This is a genomic window from Halanaerobiales bacterium (assembly GCA_035270125.1).
In the GTDB taxonomy this organism is placed as follows: domain Bacteria; phylum Bacillota; class Halanaerobiia; order Halanaerobiales; family DATFIM01; genus DATFIM01.
Map to the genome: position 1 here is coordinate 1 of DATFIM010000219.1, position 17,285 is coordinate 17,285.

15 protein-coding genes are annotated in these 17,285 nt (G+C 28.4%); 2 read left to right on the top strand and 13 right to left on the bottom strand.

Going from position 1 to position 17,285, the window contains the following annotated elements:
• Positions 1-63 precede the first annotated feature (63 nt).
• From dnaJ to lepA, 6 genes are all read right to left on the bottom strand, one after another.
• Positions 64-1,191, bottom strand: coding sequence for a molecular chaperone DnaJ (dnaJ, locus tag VJ881_10810; GenBank protein ID HKL76542.1), 1,128 nt, complete (start codon positions 1,189-1,191; stop codon positions 64-66).
• A 79-nt stretch (positions 1,192-1,270) separates the two neighbouring features.
• Positions 1,271-3,157 carry a molecular chaperone DnaK gene (gene dnaK / locus VJ881_10815; protein ID HKL76543.1) on the bottom strand — a complete coding sequence of 629 codons (1,887 nt, stop codon included), beginning with the start codon at positions 3,155-3,157 and terminating at the stop codon, positions 1,271-1,273.
• Between the two features lie 50 nt (positions 3,158-3,207).
• The gene (gene grpE / locus VJ881_10820; GenBank protein ID HKL76544.1) at positions 3,208-3,792 is read right to left on the bottom strand and encodes a nucleotide exchange factor GrpE; all 585 of its coding nucleotides are present in this window, start codon (positions 3,790-3,792) and stop codon (positions 3,208-3,210) included.
• 6 nt (positions 3,793-3,798) lie between these two features.
• Positions 3,799-4,845, bottom strand: a complete 1,047-nt coding sequence (gene hrcA, locus VJ881_10825) for a heat-inducible transcriptional repressor HrcA (GenBank protein ID HKL76545.1) — start codon at positions 4,843-4,845, stop codon at positions 3,799-3,801.
• A 92-nt stretch (positions 4,846-4,937) separates the two neighbouring features.
• A complete protein-coding gene (hemW, locus tag VJ881_10830; protein HKL76546.1) occupies positions 4,938-6,104 on the bottom strand; it encodes a radical SAM family heme chaperone HemW in 1,167 nt (388 codons plus the stop codon).
• Position 6,105: 1 nt separating this feature from the next.
• Positions 6,106-7,890, bottom strand: a complete 1,785-nt coding sequence (gene lepA, locus VJ881_10835; protein HKL76547.1) for a translation elongation factor 4 — start codon at positions 7,888-7,890, stop codon at positions 6,106-6,108.
• A 206-nt stretch (positions 7,891-8,096) separates the two neighbouring features.
• Between lepA and rpsT the strand changes: the two genes are divergently transcribed.
• Positions 8,097-8,360 (top strand): 30S ribosomal protein S20, encoded by a 264-nt coding sequence (rpsT, locus tag VJ881_10840; GenBank protein HKL76548.1) that lies wholly within the window; start codon positions 8,097-8,099, stop codon positions 8,358-8,360.
• A 40-nt stretch (positions 8,361-8,400) separates the two neighbouring features.
• On the opposite strand, the gene holA is transcribed toward rpsT, so the two are convergent.
• The 7 genes from holA to VJ881_10875 all read right to left on the bottom strand — a co-directional run bounded on the left by holA (position 8,401) and on the right by VJ881_10875 (position 16,792).
• The gene (gene holA / locus VJ881_10845; protein HKL76549.1) at positions 8,401-9,408 is read right to left on the bottom strand and encodes a DNA polymerase III subunit delta; all 1,008 of its coding nucleotides are present in this window, start codon (positions 9,406-9,408) and stop codon (positions 8,401-8,403) included.
• A gap of 89 nt (positions 9,409-9,497) precedes the next feature.
• A complete protein-coding gene (locus VJ881_10850) occupies positions 9,498-11,816 on the bottom strand; it encodes a DNA internalization-related competence protein ComEC/Rec2 (protein ID HKL76550.1) in 2,319 nt (772 codons plus the stop codon).
• Positions 11,813-12,448 (bottom strand): helix-hairpin-helix domain-containing protein, encoded by a 636-nt coding sequence (locus VJ881_10855; protein HKL76551.1) that lies wholly within the window; start codon positions 12,446-12,448, stop codon positions 11,813-11,815. Before VJ881_10855 ends, VJ881_10850 begins: the two co-directional genes overlap by 4 nt.
• Positions 12,449-12,566: 118 nt before the next feature.
• Positions 12,567-13,175 carry a uridine kinase gene (gene udk / locus VJ881_10860; GenBank protein ID HKL76552.1) on the bottom strand — a complete coding sequence of 203 codons (609 nt, stop codon included), beginning with the start codon at positions 13,173-13,175 and terminating at the stop codon, positions 12,567-12,569.
• A 78-nt stretch (positions 13,176-13,253) separates the two neighbouring features.
• On the bottom strand, positions 13,254-15,053 hold the full coding sequence (locus VJ881_10865; GenBank protein HKL76553.1) for a YgiQ family radical SAM protein: 1,800 nt from the start codon (positions 15,051-15,053) through the stop codon (positions 13,254-13,256).
• Positions 15,054-15,069: 16 nt separating this feature from the next.
• A complete protein-coding gene (locus VJ881_10870) occupies positions 15,070-15,516 on the bottom strand; it encodes a GNAT family N-acetyltransferase (protein ID HKL76554.1) in 447 nt (148 codons plus the stop codon).
• A 19-nt stretch (positions 15,517-15,535) separates the two neighbouring features.
• Complete coding sequence (locus VJ881_10875; GenBank protein HKL76555.1) at positions 15,536-16,792, bottom strand: fucose isomerase; 1,257 nt, start codon at positions 16,790-16,792, stop codon at positions 15,536-15,538.
• Positions 16,793-16,932: 140 nt separating this feature from the next.
• Between VJ881_10875 and VJ881_10880 the strand changes: the two genes are divergently transcribed.
• Positions 16,933-17,285: mechanosensitive ion channel family protein (locus VJ881_10880; GenBank protein HKL76556.1), on the top strand; the 353-nt coding region annotated here is incomplete at its 3' end.

Here is a 17,285-nt window from a genome sequence, read left to right on the forward strand (position 1 = left end):
AAAAGAATTATTTATAAAAAAATATACCCCACCGAAGTGGGGATTTAAATTAATTATTAGTTTTTAACCAAATGCATCTCTTACTTTTCTAAAAAAACCTTTTTTTTCCGGGTTTATTTCATCACCACTTAATTCAGCAAATTCTTTTAATAAATCTTTCTGCTCCTGACTTAAGTGTTTTGGTATAATAACTTTTGCTTTAATATATTCATCTCCACGTCCATGTCTATTTAAATGTGGTATCCCTTTATCTTTCAATCTGAATGTAGTACCTGGTTGAGTTCCTTCCGGAATAGTAAATTTAACTTTTCCATCAAGAGTAGGAACCTTAATTTCATCCCCCAGAGTAGCCTGAACAAAGTTTATCGGCACTTCACAATAAATATCATCACCTTTTCTTTCAAAAATATCATGGTTTTTAACATTTATTATAATATATAAATCTCCACTGGGAGCTCCTTTTTCACCTGCTTCACCTTCGCCGGCCATTCTTAATCTATTACCATCATCAACACCAGCTGGTATGTTAACTGTTAGATTTCTATGTCTTCTTTGTTTACCTGTTCCATTACAATCCGGACAGGGTGTTTTAACTATTTTTCCAGTTCCTCCACATCTATCACATGTTTTGGTCTGAGTAAATTGTCCAAAAGGAGTTCTTTGAGTTACTCTAATTTGTCCATTTCCATCACATTTTGGACATGTTTTTACATCAGTACCTGGTTTTGCTCCACTACCTCCACATGTTTCACATGACTCTGTACGGGGAATAGTAATTTCTTTTTCCACTCCAAAGGCAGCTTCTTCAAAAGTAATCTCCATACGGTATTGCAAATCTGAACCTTTTTGTGGACCACGTCTGCGACTACCGCGACGACTTCTTCCTCCAAAAAACATGTCAAATATGTCATCAAAACCACCAAAACCACCTTGAGCGAAATCATCAAAATTAAAGTCATTATCATTGATTCCAGAGTGTCCATATCTATCATAACGTTCTCTCTTATCAGGATCACTCAATATTTCATAGGCTTCAGAAATTTCTTTGAATTTTTCCGAAGTATCTGGATCATCTTTATTCATATCAGGATGATATTTTTTTGCTAATTTTCTATATGCCTTTTTAATTTCTTTTTGGCTGGCATCTTTATCAACACCAAGAATATCATAATAATCTTTTTGACCTGCCAATAAAATCACCACCTTTTTCTAATAGCAGTGAAAAGAAGGGGAGATCCCCCCTTCTTTTCTATTTATTAAATTCTTTTATTTATTTGTTTGATTCATCATCATTTACTTCTTCATAGTCTACATCTACTGTTTCTTCGTCTTCATCTGATTGTGCTCCGCCATTTGGATTTGCTCCAGCTCCTGCTTCAGGTCCACCAGGCTGACCCTGTGCACCTTGAGCACCCTGTTGAGCTTGAGAATAAATTTGTGTGCTCAATTCAGTTAATTCTTCATTTAGAGCTTCCATTTTCTCCTTAATCAATTCTATATCATCTTCATTTTCCTCTAATGTTTCTTTCAATTCATCTTTAGCAGCTTCTACTTTTTCTTTTAATTCATCATCAACTTTATCCCCTGACTCGTCTAGTGTTTTTTCTGTTTGATGAACTAAGGCATCAGCTTCATTACGAGTCTCAATTCTTTCGCGTTTTTTCTTATCTTCTTCAGCATGTTCTTCAGCATCTTTTACCATTTGTTCAATTTCTTCTTCAGAAAGACCACTGGAAGATTCAATAGTAATATCATTTTCTTTTCCTGTTCCTTTATCTTTAGCAGAAACATGTACAATACCATTTTCATCTATATTAAATTCAACTTCAATTTGTGGTACTCCTCGAGGAGCAGGAGGTATTCCAGTTAATTGGAAACGACCTAAGGTTTTATTGTCTTTGGCCATTTCTCTTTCTCCCTGAAGCACATGAATATCTACACTTGTTTGATTGTCAGCAGCGGTTGAGAATATTTTACTCTTTGATGTTGGAATAGTTGTATTCTTAGGTATTAATTTTGTAAATACTCCACCTAATGTTTCAATACCTAAAGATAATGGAGTGACATCTAATAGTACAACATCATCAACATCTCCAGATAATACTCCTCCCTGAATAGCAGCTCCTACAGCTACAACTTCATCAGGGTTAATACCTTTATGAGGTTCTCTTCCAATTAAATCTTTTACTGCATCCTGAACTGCAGGAATTCTAGTTGATCCACCTACTAGAATTACTTCATCTATTTCAGAAGGATCCATACCTGCATCATTAAGAGCTGTTTTACTAGGATCCATAGTTTTCTTTACTAAGTCCTCTGTAATTTCATTAAATTTAGCTCTTGTAATATCTACATCAAGATGTTTAGGTCCTTCATCAGTCTGAGTTATAAATGGAAGATTTATATTAGTTTCTTTAACAGAAGACAATTCTTTTTTAGCATTTTCAGCTGCGTCTTTTAATCTCTGTAAAGCCATATTATCTTTTCTTAAATCTATTCCATTTTGACTTTTGAATTCTTTAGCTACATAATCTATAATTCTTTCATCAAAGTCATCACCACCAAGTTCATTATTACCATTTGTAGCAACAACTTCAAAAACTCCGTCACCTAACTCCAAAATGGAAATATCAAATGTTCCACCACCTAAGTCATAAACTAAGATAGTTTGGTCTTTATCATCATCAAGTCCATAAGCAAGTGAAGCAGCTGTTGGCTCATTAATTATTCTTTTTACCTTTAAACCTGCTATTTTACCTGCATCTTTTGTAGCCTGACGTTGACTGTCTGTAAAGTAAGCTGGAACTGTAATCACAGCTTCTTCTATTTCTTCTCCTACATAGTCTTCTGCATCTCTTTTTAATTTTTGTAAAATCATTGCAGAGATTTCTTGTGGTGTATAGTTTTCACCATTAAGTTCTACAGAATAATCAGATCCCATTTTTCTTTTAATTGACTTTACTGTTTGATCTGGATTCGTAATAGCCTGTCTTTTAGCATGTTCACCTACGATTCTTTCACCTTTTTTAGAATAAGCAACTACAGATGGTGTAGTTCTATTACCCTCTTTATTTTGAATAACAGTTGGTTCTCCACCTTCCATAATTGCCATACAAGAATTAGTAGTACCAAGATCGATTCCTAATATTTTGCCCATTCTGACATTCCTCCTTTATCAGTGTTGTTTTAATATTTATTTCAATTTATTTATTTTGCCACTTTAACCATGGCAGGTCTTATAACTTTATCTTCAATCAAATAACCTTTTTGCATTTCTTCAACAATAATACCTGACTCTTCTTCACAATCTTCAACCTGCATAATAGCTTCATGATATTTATGATGAAATTCTTCACCTTTAGTAGTTATTTTTTCTAATCCCTGACTTTTCAAATTATTAATCAACTGTTTATAAATCATCTCTACTCCAGCCTTTAAGTCGCTTTCTTCCCCCTCTGAAGTAAGTGCTCTTTCAAAATTATCAATTACTGGCAATAGCTCATTAACCAATTCAATTTTTGCTTCAAGAGCAATACTATCTTTCTCTCTTTGGGTTCTATTTCTATAATTTACAAAGTCAGCCTGCAATCTTTGTAACTTAGTGTAATAATTATTTTTCTCTTCTTCTAGAGAAGAGATTTGTTCCTCTAAAGAATTAATATACTCAATTAAATCAGCTCTTTCCATATCAGAAAAAGCTGTTTCTTCTTTCTCCTCTTCTTCTTCATTCTCTTCAATATTCTCTTTTTTGTCTTCAGCTTTATTAACTTTTTCTTCTTCTTTTTCAACCATTTTATATCACCTACTTGATTTTGATATTATTTCACCTAACATATCAGCCACAAAATCAACTGTAGAAATAACCTGAGGATATTTCATCCGGGTGGGACCAATAACCCCAATTTTCCCAACAGCTTTGCTATTCAAACTATAAGTAGCAAAAACAAGACTACAGTTTTGAATTTCTTCAAGTTGATTTTCATGACCTATTTTAACCTCAACACCTTCTTCAGAAATACTTCCCAATAATCTTCGGAGGGTATCTTTAGTATCAAGAATGTTTAATACCTGTTTTAAAGTTTCTAGATCATTAAATTCAGGTTGATCCAAAATATATGATGTACCTCCAAGATATATTTGAAAGTCAGCTGGCTCTACTAATATTTCCAATTCATCATTGATAATATCAGTTAATTTCTTAGATGCATTAATTCTTTTTTCTAATTCTCTTTCTAATTTCTGCATAAATTCATGATCAAGATCTTTGAGATTCGTTCCTTCTAGTTTATCAACTAAGAAATTATTAATATATCTTATTTGACGATTAGAAAGATCTTGATCTAAATCTATAATTTTATTGTTAACCATTCCAGTATCTGTAATCAAAATAATCATCAATGAATTAGAAGTAACCTGTAGTAGCTGTACTTTTCTTATTTTACTTTTTTCTAGTTGAGGTTCACTAACCATAGCTGTATAATGAGTAAGATTAGATACCATTTTTACAGTTGCTGAAATGATATCATTTACTCCCTTTTCTTTACTATATAATTTCTGCAATGACTTTTGTAAATTTGTAGAAATTACCTTTTTTTGATCCATTAGTACATCTACATAAAATCTATAACCTTTATCAGATGGTATACGGCCTGCTGAAGTATGTGGTTGTTTCAGGTAACCCATATCTTCTAGGTCCGCCATCTCATTTCTAATAGTGGCTGAACTGACTCCAAAATCATAGTTTTTGGCAAGAGTTCTTGAACCTACTGGTTCAGCCGTTAGAATATGCTCCTGAATGATGGCCTTAAGTATTTTCTTTTTTCGATTGCTCATATTATCAACCATCATTTTCACCCCTTTGTTAGCACTCGATTGCATTGAGTGCTAATAACTAATAATAAAATAACATATTCCTTTATTTTTGTCAAATAAAATTACTAAACAAATTTTATAAAAACTTTATTACCTAAAAATTTTCCTTTTTGACTTAATTTGAGATTATTATCTTTTTCAATTAACAAATCCTTTTCCAATAAATCATTGATTTCTTCTTTAAATACACAATTTAATTTCTTATTAAAAGTAGAATGAAATTGTTCATAATTTATACCTTCTTTTAATCTCAAACCTAAAAACATTTTCTCTGACATTCTTTCCTGTAAATTTAATGAATTAATATTTTCAATAGGAACTTTATCTTTTTTTAAGTGATTATTATATTTTTCAAGAGAACTATAATTTGAAAACCTTGTTTTAGTAGTAAAACTATGAGCTGAAGGACCCAATCCTAAATATGGTTCATATCTCCAGTATACTAAGTTATGCTTCGAAAAATAACCCTTTTTAGCAAAATTAGAAATCTCATATTGTATATAATCTTCATCTTTTAATTTATCAATAGCATGCTTATACATTTTTGCATCCAGTTCATTAGTAACTGGTTTTAAATTATTATTATCAATCTGTTTTTTGATCATAGTTCCTTCTTCTATTTGAAGATTATAAAGAGATAAATGAGGTGGATTTATCTCTTTAACCTTATTAATATTGGCCTTCCATCTTTCAAAATTTTGTTCAGGAATTGCAAAAATGAGGTCAAAATTATAATTAGAAAATTGTTTATCTACTTCTTTTATCATTGAAAGCGCCTTTTTTCTATCATGTAATCTTCCTAAAATATTTAAATCATCATTATTAAATGACTGAATTCCAAGACTCAATCTGTTAATTCCCACTTTTTTATAAGCAATTATTTTCTCTTTAGTTAAAGAACTGGGATTTGATTCAAGAGAAATTTCAATATTATCTATTACTAAGTAATTTTCATAAATAATATTTAAAATTTCTTCAATGCTTTTTGGAGATAAAAGACTGGGAGTTCCTCCTCCAAAATATATTGTTTTAATTTTTGAATCAATTTTAGTACTATAAATTTTTAGTTCTTTTTTTAAAGACTTTAAATAATCTTTTAAAATCTTTTTTTTATATTTTAAAGAATAGAAATCACAATATGAACACTTTTCAATACAAAAAGGGATATGAATATATAATGCAAAAGGTTGAGTTATTTCCCCTAAAAAATCATGTTTCTTAGAAAATACCATTTTAATCTTCGCCTCTTTCTAAGATAGCCATAAATGCATCCTGGGGAATATCAACACTTCCTACCTGTTTCATCCTCTTTTTGCCTTCTTTTTGTTTTTCCAGTAATTTTCTCTTACGAGAGACATCTCCTCCATAACATTTTTGCAATACATCTTTTCTTTGGGCAGGTATAGTAACTCTAGCAACAATATTATTACCAATAGCCGCCTGAATAGGTACTTTAAACATATGCCTTGGTATTAACTCTTTTAATTTTCTGGCTAAAGATCTTCCTTTAGGTTCTGCATTATCTCTATGGACTATTGTAGATAAAGCATCTACCGGGTCTTTATTTACTAAGATATCAAGTTTTACAAGATCTGCTACTTTATAACCTATAGGTTCATAATCAAGAGTTGCATAACCCTTTGTTTTGGATTTTAATTTATTAAAAAAGTCAGTTATTATTTCACTTAAAGGCATTTTATATTTTAATGAAACTCTGCTCTTATCAATATATTGCATATCATTAAAAATTCCTCTATTATTTTCACACAACTTCATTGCCTGACCAATATATTCTTCAGGTAAATGAATATCAGCTTCAACAAAAGGTTCTCGGATTTCTTCTATTTCATTTTTATCAGGAAATTCTGCTGGATTTTCTATTTCAAGTTCTTCTCCATTTTCTTTAGTTATTTTATAAACTACACTGGGAGCAGTTACAACAATATTTAAATCATACTCTCTCTCCAATCTTTCCTGAATAATTTCCATATGAAGTAAACCCAAAAACCCACATCTAAAACCAAATCCAAGTGCTTCTGAAGTTTCAGGTTCAAAAGTAAAAGATGCATCATTTAATTGTAATTTTTCCATTGCTTCTTTCAAAACTTCATAATCAGAGTTATCAGTAGGATATAAACCACTATATACCATAGGTTTTACTTTTTTATATCCAGGTAAAGGTTCACTGGCAGGGTTTTCAGCCAATGTTACTGTATCACCAACTCTACAATTTTTCACATCCTTTATTCCAGCAATAATATAACCAACTTCGCCAGAGTCCAGGCTATCTATTTCTATCATTTCAGGATTAAAAACCCCTACTTCATCAACTTCATATACATAATCATTAGCCATCATTTTTATTTTTTGACCTTTTTTAATACTTCCATCAACAATTCTAACATAAGCAATTACTCCCTGATAAGAATTATATACTGAATCAAAAACTAAAGCTCTAAGAGGTTTTTGATGATTTGCAGCTGGTGCTGGAGTCCTATCAATAATAGCTTCTAGTATGTTTTCCACTCCGGTTCCTTCTTTAGCACTTGCTAATATAGCTTCATCAGGATCTATACCAACTTCCATCAGTTGTTCTTTAACCCAATCAGGTTTTGCAGAAGGTAAATCAATTTTATTTATAATTGGAATTATTTCCAAATCATGTTCTAAGGCCAAATAAATATTTGCTACAGTTTGAGCTTCTACTCCTTGAGCAGCATCTATAACAAGTAATGCACTTTCACATGCTGCAAGAGAACGTGAAACTTCATAAGAAAAGTCCACATGCCCAGGTGTATCAATTAAGTTTAGCTCATAATCATTATATTTTAACCTGACAGCCTGAGCTTTAATGGTAATACCTCTTTCCCTTTCTAAATCCATCTTATCTAAAACCTGTTCTTGCATATCACGATCCGCCAATGTATCTGTATATTCAAGTAATCTATCTGCTAATGTAGATTTGCCATGATCAACATGAGCAATAATACAAAAATTTCTAATATATTTACTATCCAAAATCTTATCCTCCTTAGTTAAATTTAATCTGTTGTCATTATAACATCACCCTTCTTCTTAATCAAGAAGTCTAAAAATGGGTTTTTCCCCTTGCAATTATAGTATTCACATGTTAAAATATAGTCTGTATGAAATGTTTATATCTTGAAATAAAATATTGATTATTACATAGATATAATTTCTAAAATAACAAGGGGGTGAAATTTATGCCTATTATTGAGTCCGCAAAGAAAAGAGTTAGAAGTTCTAAAAAGAAAGAAAAAGTTAATCGCAAATGGAAAGATAGAGTTAAAGATGCAATTAAAGATTATAAAGAACTAATAGAAGAAAACAAAGCAGAAGAAGCTAAAGAACAACTTAAAGAAACTAAGAGTGTTATTGATAAAGCTGTAAAAAATAACATTCTTCATGAAAATAATGCCGCCCGAAAAAAATCACGTCTTAGTAAAATGTTAAATGAAATCAAATAAATACACTTATTAAAAGGCTTATTCTTTTTGAATAAGCCTTTTAAATATTTAACATTGCTATTTCTAAAGCCACTTTTTTTTCTTTAAACTTTCCAGATAAAATATCAATATTTGCTTCTAAAAATCTTTCTAACAAAATATCTAATTCATTATCTCGAAAATTATCTACCTGATAATAACACTTTTTTATAGGGTAAGGATGTTCATTTAAAATATTAGCTATTTTTTTATGTTTATAACCTTTTGATTTCAACTCTTTTACCTGTATAAGTAATCTTAGTTGCCTTTTTATCATACTAAGAATCATTAAAGGATTTTCACCATTATTTATCATTTCATTAAAAAGAGTTATTGCCTCTTCTTTATTTCTTTCACTTAATGCATCAGTTAAAGAAAAAATTATATTTTCTTTCATTGTTTTATCTCTACTTATAATTTTTTTTATGTCATTTACTTTTATAGACTTTTTATCTAAAAAGCAACTGTTTATTTTTTCTATTTCATTTTCTAATAATTGAAGATTATTAGAAAACATTTCTTCTAAAAGATTTATACTCTTTTTATCTATTCTTTTCTCCTGGTCATTAAATTTTTTTCTAATCCAATTATCTAAATTTTTATATTTAGGAGGGTTTAATTCCACAATAACCCCATTTTTTTTAATCATCTTATTTACTTTTATTCTTTTATCAATTTCTCCTTCAACCAGTAATAATAAGATTGTAGTATCAGGAAAATTACTAAATAAATTTATTAATTCACTATCAACAGAATTTTTTTGAGTAAAGTAATTTTTGCAATTTGCAATAATAAATCTTTTATCAGAAAAGGTTGGTAATGTCCTACTGTTATTTTTTAATTTAAGAATAAAATCAGAATTATCATCATCTAAATAATCCAAATTGAAATCTCTAATTTTATCACCAATAAATTTATCTTCGAACTTTTTTCTAAATTCTTCCAACAAATATTTTTCTTCACTATAGATTAAATATATTGATTTTAGATCATTAAGTTTTTTGTTTAAAATATTATCTGTTTGAGACAAAGTGTTTCCGCCTCCTAAATTTAATATTAAAAATTATATTATGCACCTATATTTAATAGTACCATATAAATATGTTATATTCAAAATTTTTACTTCATCTTAATAATGCTTTCTATATTATAACTATAACCATCTGTTTTAATAATTACTGCTCCAACTTCCTTTGTAATCCACTTTCTCATCCTAAATTTATCTACTCGATCTATAACTTCACTAGCTGGATGTCCATAATTATTTTCTCCTACAGAAATAATAGCTTCATTTGCTTTTACCTTATCCAAAAATTCTTTTGAACTGGAACTGTTACTACCATGATGGCCTAATTTTAATATTTGACTTTCTAAATTATCTTCTGAATTAATTAATTTTACCTCCCCTTCCTTCTCTAAATCACCGGTCAACAAAAGAGAAAAATTATGATACTTTACTTTTATAACTATTGAATTATTATTTCTATTTTCCTCTAAATAATTATTTTCTAAATAGGGATGAAGAATGGATATAAATACATCCTCATTTTTTATTAAATCTCCTCTTTTGGCTTTATATATTTTTATATCATTTTTCATAGCTAATTTATAAGCTTTTTTATATAGATTGTTTTCTGAATGAAATTTAGGAATCATAAGTGCTTTTAACCTATCTTCTTTTAATAATGAAATAATTCCCAGAGCATGATCAGTATCAAAATGAGTGATTATTCCTAAATCTAACTTATTAATTCCTTCCTGTTTTAAATATGGTAATAATACTACTTTTCCCTGGTCATTATTAAGTCCTGCTTTTCCCCCACCATCTATTAATATTTTTTCACCTCCTGGTAAATTCAATAATATACTATCTCCCTGCCCAACTGAAAAAAATATTATTTTTAACTTTACAGAAGGTTTATAAATGAAACTAAAAAATAAAATTAAAACTAAGGTGAAAATAAATAGTTTCCTATAAAAAATATTTTTCTTTTTTATTATTGTAATTGATCTTTTTTTAAATAGAAATGGAGATATAAAAATAACAAAGTAAAATAAAAATATCATCCATAAATTAGGAGTAGCTATTTCAAAGTTCCCAAAACTAAATTTAGAAGTGTAATCCATTCCTTTAAATAAAATCGATAATAGTATTTTTAGAATAATATTATAATAATCGAAAAGAAAAGGAAAAACTGAAGCTATCATTAAAAAAAGTATAGAAATTATAATAATGAACCCGGTAAGTGGAATGGCCCACAAATTTGTAATTATTCCAATTGGAGAAATCATATTAAAATAATAAGATGTAATTGCTAGAGATCCAAGCTGGGCTGAGATAGAAACTGATAATACCTTGGGGAAAATTTTTTTCAGATAAGGTTGCCATAATATTATTGATAATAATACTATATAACTCAGTTGAAAGCCTACTTCTAATAATGAATAAGGAGTAATTAATAAATTAATTGTTGCAGTTAAAGCGATTATATTAAAAATATCTGCTTCTCTCTTAAAAAATTTTGCCCATAAATAAAAAATTGCTATGAGAGATGCTCTAAAAACTGAAGCTCTAAAACCTGTTAGTAAAATATATATTATAAGAATTATAGTAATTAATGTATTTTTCAATCCTAAATTTGAAATTTTAAATATTTTAGCTAATTGTAATAAAATAATCAAAATAAAACCGATATGAAGACCAGAAATTGCAAGAAGATGATTTGTACCTGATAAAGTAAATTTTTCTTCCCAATTTTCTGGTAAGCCTTTTCTTTCTCCCAGTAATAGTGCTTTTATAATATTATTATAAGGATAAGAAATATTTTTATCTATTTTATTTAAAATACTCTTTTTAAAATCAACTAAAATATTCTTTAAATTAAATCCATTTTTGCCTCTATATAATAAATCATTCTCAAAGTAACCCTTTGCAAATATTCCTTTTTTCTTCAAAAAAATTTTATAGGAAAATTCACCAGGATTCATTTTTCCCGGTGGTTCTTTTAAAGTAAATTTACCACTATAAATTTCATTTTCCTTAATAGTAAAAGGAAGATATCTTTTATCAAGTTCAATTTTACCATATTTTATTTCATAATTATTAATAATTAGAGGTTTAAAATATACTTTATTTCCATCTAAATTCTGCAAATCTTCCTTTACTATTCCGGTTATCTGTAAGTTTTCTTTATTATTCCATTCTGTCACAGAATAAGTACTATTATATTTATATTTTTCAAAAAAAATCAAACTTATCCCAATTAAATAAAATATAAACAATATATATAGTAATTTTTTTGTTTTTATTTTTAAACTAATTAATATTAAAGAAAATAAAATTAAAATTATTTTCAAACTATAAAAATAGGCTGTCAAAATTCCTGAAGTTAAATATAAAAATATTAATATCATTGGTCTTCTTTTAAAAAAATTCACCTTACACTTACCTCATCTTTTATATTATTTAAAGTAGCAGGTCCTATTCCAGTTACATTAATTAATTCTTTAATCGTATTAAATTTTCCATTATCACTACGATATTTTATTATAGCTGTAGCTTTACTGGGACCAATTCCACTTAATTTTTCTAATTCATCTTTGCTGGCAAAATTAATATTAATTTTACTATCAGAATTATAATTATTACTTGTATTTGAAACTAAATTGTCTGTTCTTTCAGAAAGATTTGGAATATATATTTTTTCACCATCTTTTATATATGAAGCCATATTAATTTGTTCTAAATTTGCTCCAGTTGCTTTCCCTCCTGCTTTTTGAAATATGTCAATTATTCTATCTCCTTCTTTCATATTATATACTCCTGGATTTTTAACACTTCCTGTAATATAAACTTTTATTTCTTTAACCGTTTCTTCCTGCTGTTGTTTAATTTTTTCATTAGATTCGTTTACAATTATGTTTTCTTCACTTTTAGCTCCTGGTTCTTCAATAAAAGATTTAACAAAATTCTCTGTACCATTTCCCGAAAAAACTAAATATCCAACACTTAAACCAACCAACAAAGATAAAACTAACATTACAATTTGTTCATTATTGATTTTTCTCATGAGTTTTCCTCCTTTTTGTATATTATTGTTATATTTCTCTGTTTTTACATTATTTTCCTGCATAAACATAAAAAAATATCCTCTTTTTTTAATATGAGGATATTTATATTCTTCTATTTTATTTTTTATATAACTTTGAAGTGATTTTTTCCATTATTAAATCATTGGCAATTTCATTTAATCCCCCATGAGGTATAATAATATCAGCTTTATATCTGGTAGCTTCAACATATTTTTCATGCATTGGTTTAACAGTAGATAAATATTGTTTTTTTACAGAATCAAAACTTCTACCTCTTTTATTTATATCTCTACTAATCCTCCTAAGAAGTCTAATATCTGCATCTGCGTCTACAAATATTTTCAAATCAAACATTTCGCATAATTTTTCATAATAAAAAATTAATATACCTTCCACAATTACAATCGGTGTGGGAATTATTTCTATTTTATCATTCAATCTTTCATTTGTTTTATAAGAATATTTAGGTCGATAAACTTTTTCTCCTTTTCTCAACTTTTTCAAATGCTCTATTAAAAGTTCTGTTTCAAAGGAGGAAGGATGGTCAAAATTTATATCTTCTTCTGCTACATCAAAATAACTTTTATCATAATAATAAAAATCATGTTTAATAATAGTAACTTCATCTTTAAAAGATTTTTTTAAAATATTTGCAAGAGTAGTCTTCCCAGAAGCTGTGCCCCCGGCTATTCCTATTAAGTACATATACATTCCCCTTTTTATTATTTACAAATTATTGTTTTTTATTATACCAAAATATTTTTATTCCCTCAAGAATTATTACTAATTTCGGGGTTTTATTAGAGCTTTTTTATGATAACCAATCAAATCTTCTCTACCTGTTTTTTTAAGAGCATCATAAACCAAATCATAGTTTTCGTTGTAATTATATTGTAATAAAGCCCTTTGCATATTTTTTTCTTTTTTAGTTTTGGGAACATAGACTTTCTCCATTGTTAAAGGATCATATCCACTAAAATACATAGCAGTAGATAAAGTTCCTGGAGTTGGATAAAAATCCTGAACCTGTTCTGGGATATGTCCTATATCTCTTAAATATTCTGCTAATTTTATTGCATCTTTTAATTCACTTCCAGGATGGCTTGATATAAAATAGGGAATTAAATATTGTTCTTTATTTATTTTTTCGTTTATTTCATAAAATTTATTTCTAAATTCATTAAATAAATTATTATCTGGTTTTCTCATTTTATCTAATACATTTTTAGATATGTGCTCTGGAGCAACTTTTAACTGACCACTAACATGATGTTTACATAATTCTTCTAAAAACTCAGAATCATCATCTTCTAATATATAATCATAACGAAGACCTGACCTTATAAAAACCTTTTTTATTTCAGATATTTTTCTCAAACTTTTCAAAATATCAAGATAATCACTATGGTCAACATGTAAATTCGAACAGGGTTCTGGATAAAGACAATGCTTGTTCTTACAGGAACCCTGAGTTACCTGTTTTGTACAGGCAGGATGTCTAAAATTGGCTGTAGGTCCTCCGACATCATGTATATATCCTTTAAAATCATTCATTTTTATTATTTCTTTAGCTTCTTTTAAGATAGATTCTTTACTTCTACTAACAACCTGTCTCCCCTGATGAAAAGTAAGTGCACAAAAAGAACAACCACCAAAACAACCTCTAGAACTTGTTATACTGAATTTAACTTCATCTATAGCAGGAACCCCACCCTCCGTTTCATAAATAGGATGATAATCCCTTTGATAAGGTAATTCATATATATGATCCATTTCCTCTTCTGTCAAAGGTTTTACAGGTTGATTTTGAACTAAATAACGATTCCCATGTTCTTGAACAATTACCTCTCCCCTTATTGGATCCTGTTCTTCATACTGCACTTTAAAAGCTTTAGCATATTTTTTCTTATTATTTTTCACTTCTTGATAAGAAGCTATTTTTTTGTAACCATAAATATTATTTAAGTCAGATAATATATAACAGGTTCCAGGAATATGTCTTATATATTTTATATCCATTCCTGCTTCAAGAGAATTAGCAATTTCTAGAATTTGTTTTTCACCCATTCCATAAACCAACAAATCAGCTCTACTATCAAATAGAATGGATCTTCTTACATCATCATCCCAATAATCATAATATGCAAATCTACGAAGACTTGCTTCTATACCTCCAATAATTATTGGAATATTATTATAAGCTTCTTTAAGACGATTACAATAAACTATAGTAGCCCTATCAGGTCTTTGATCACTTTTACCACCTGGAGAATATCTATCATTAAATCTTTTTCTTTTATTTACAGTATATTTATTTACCATGGAGTCAAGATTACCTGCTGTAACCAAAAATCCATAACGAGGTTTGCCTAATTTTTTAAAATCATCAGTATTTCTCCAATCTGGCTGACTTATTATGCCAACTTTAAAACCACCATCTTCTAAAACTCTAGATATAATAGCAGTCCCAAAGCTTGGATGGTCTACATATGCATCACCTGTAACTAAAATAAAATCTAATTGTTCCCATTCTCTTTCTTTTAAATCATTTTTATTTATTGGTAAAAAATCATCTTTACGCAAATTAACACCTCAAAATCTAATTATTATTAAAATACATTTCTATATGAGGAATCCCATCTTCCAAATACATTTCAGATACCTGTTCAAAACCAAGACTTACATAAAAATCATGTAATCTTTCCTGAGCAGATATTCTTATTTCATTTTCCCCTAAATTTTCTATTATATAATTAAGAGATTTTTCCATTAATTTTCTTCCTAAACCTCGACCGCGATAATCCATTTTTACCAAAACTCTTCCAATAGAAGCTTCTTCATATGAAATACCTCTAGGTATTAATCTGGTATAGGCAACGATTTCATCATTATTTTCGGCCCATAAATGATAGGAATCTTTATCTTTGCCATCTATTTCTGGATAAGGACATTCCTGCTCTACTACAAATACATCAACTCTTTCTTTAAGAATATCATATAATGTATCTTTTTTTATTTCATCATAATGTTTTATTTTCCATTCCATAATAATACCACCTCTTAAATTATGATTTAATAATTTCTTCAGTTTTTGAAATTCTAAAAAAGTCTTCCAAAATTTCTTTGTATTGTCCAGGTACAATTACCTGATGATTTCCTAAAGGTTTTTCAAAATAATACTGTTCTAGGTTAATTTCATCTTCAAAACTTACTTCTATTTGAGTTCTACAGGCATGAGAATTATCAAGATTTAGATCAATACTTCCTTCTTCTAAATAATATTTATTTAAATTCTTCCCACCTGTTTTCATAATTGTAGCTAACCCTTCAGGAATAATCCCCTGAATTCCAACTCCAATACCAGTTTCAAAATGAGAACGAGAATTATATTTAGTACATAAAGCTGTTGGAACAGTACAATGAGCAAATTCAATTCTATTATTAACTGAATCTATTTTATAAGGATTGGCCATAAATGATTCTTCATTTATTAAATACTTAATTATCATCATAGTAAATGTCGCTGGAACATCACCTTCACAACCAGCAATTATTCCCTCATCATTTAGATAAGATAAGGCTAAACAACCAGTAGTATTAAGATTTTGGACAAGATCAAAACAGCGGATAGTTAAAGCATCAAGGTCATATTCATTTACAATTTCTTTTAAAGCAAGATAAACTTTTACAGCATCAAGAGTATCTTCTTTTGTGTTTTCAATTATTTCATCTGCATTAGCTAAAAATTTATTTGCTATATCTTCAACTTTTTCATCATCCTGGCTATTAAACCGATTATATACTTCATCTAATTCTATATCAATAATATTTAACCCCCAATTGGTTTTTATTTCACTATAATTTACATTACTAGCAATTAACCAATCAGAAGGTTCTCCAATAACTCCCAATTTAGATTGTGATATTTTATTTTTAGCACTATTTATTTTACCAAACTTTTTAATATCTTTTAATAATTTAGCCATATTGCCATGTAATATTTTTCCTATTTCTCCCTTTGATTGCACATAACTTAACATTTCTAATGAAGCTGGAAGTGAATTATGGAGAGAAGTTGCTAAAAAATAAAAGGGACGTGGCAATTCGGAAAATTTATCTTTGAAAAGACTCTCAGTTCCACCTGTTTTAACAAAATTTAATATAATATCATATTTTTTTTCATTTATCTCAGAAATATTTTCTAAATCAAAAAAAGTTAAATCAAAATGATCTTCAAGTTCTGCAATAAAACCCTCTAATGATTTATCAATATAATTTTGATCATGTACTGCTGAGCTAATCTCTATTAATGCTATTTTCATAAATATAACCTCCTTATGTTATATATAAATCTATCTTTATTATATCAAATATATTGTAAAAAGTATAATTAACAAAAAAGGAAATTATATTCTTTTAAAGAAATATAATAGTAAGAAGTTTTTAATTCAGGAGGGATTATATGGCATATCAGGAAAAGATAACTAATCTAGCGGTTCAATATGGAAGTAAATTAATTGGAGCACTGTTTGTATTTATTATTGGTAGATGGATTATTAAAATGATAATGAAGTATGTTGAAAAATGGTCAGGTGAAAAATTGGATCCAACTCTTCACTCTTTTATTTTACCAATGGTTAAAACTATTCTCTATATTCTCCTATTAATTACTGTTGCCGGTACATTAGGTGTACAAATGACATCATTTGTAGCAATCCTAGGTGCTGCAAGTTTTGCAATTGGTTTAGCTTTACAGGGAAGTTTAGCTAACTTTGCTGGCGGAGTACTTATTTTAACATTTAGACCATTTAATGT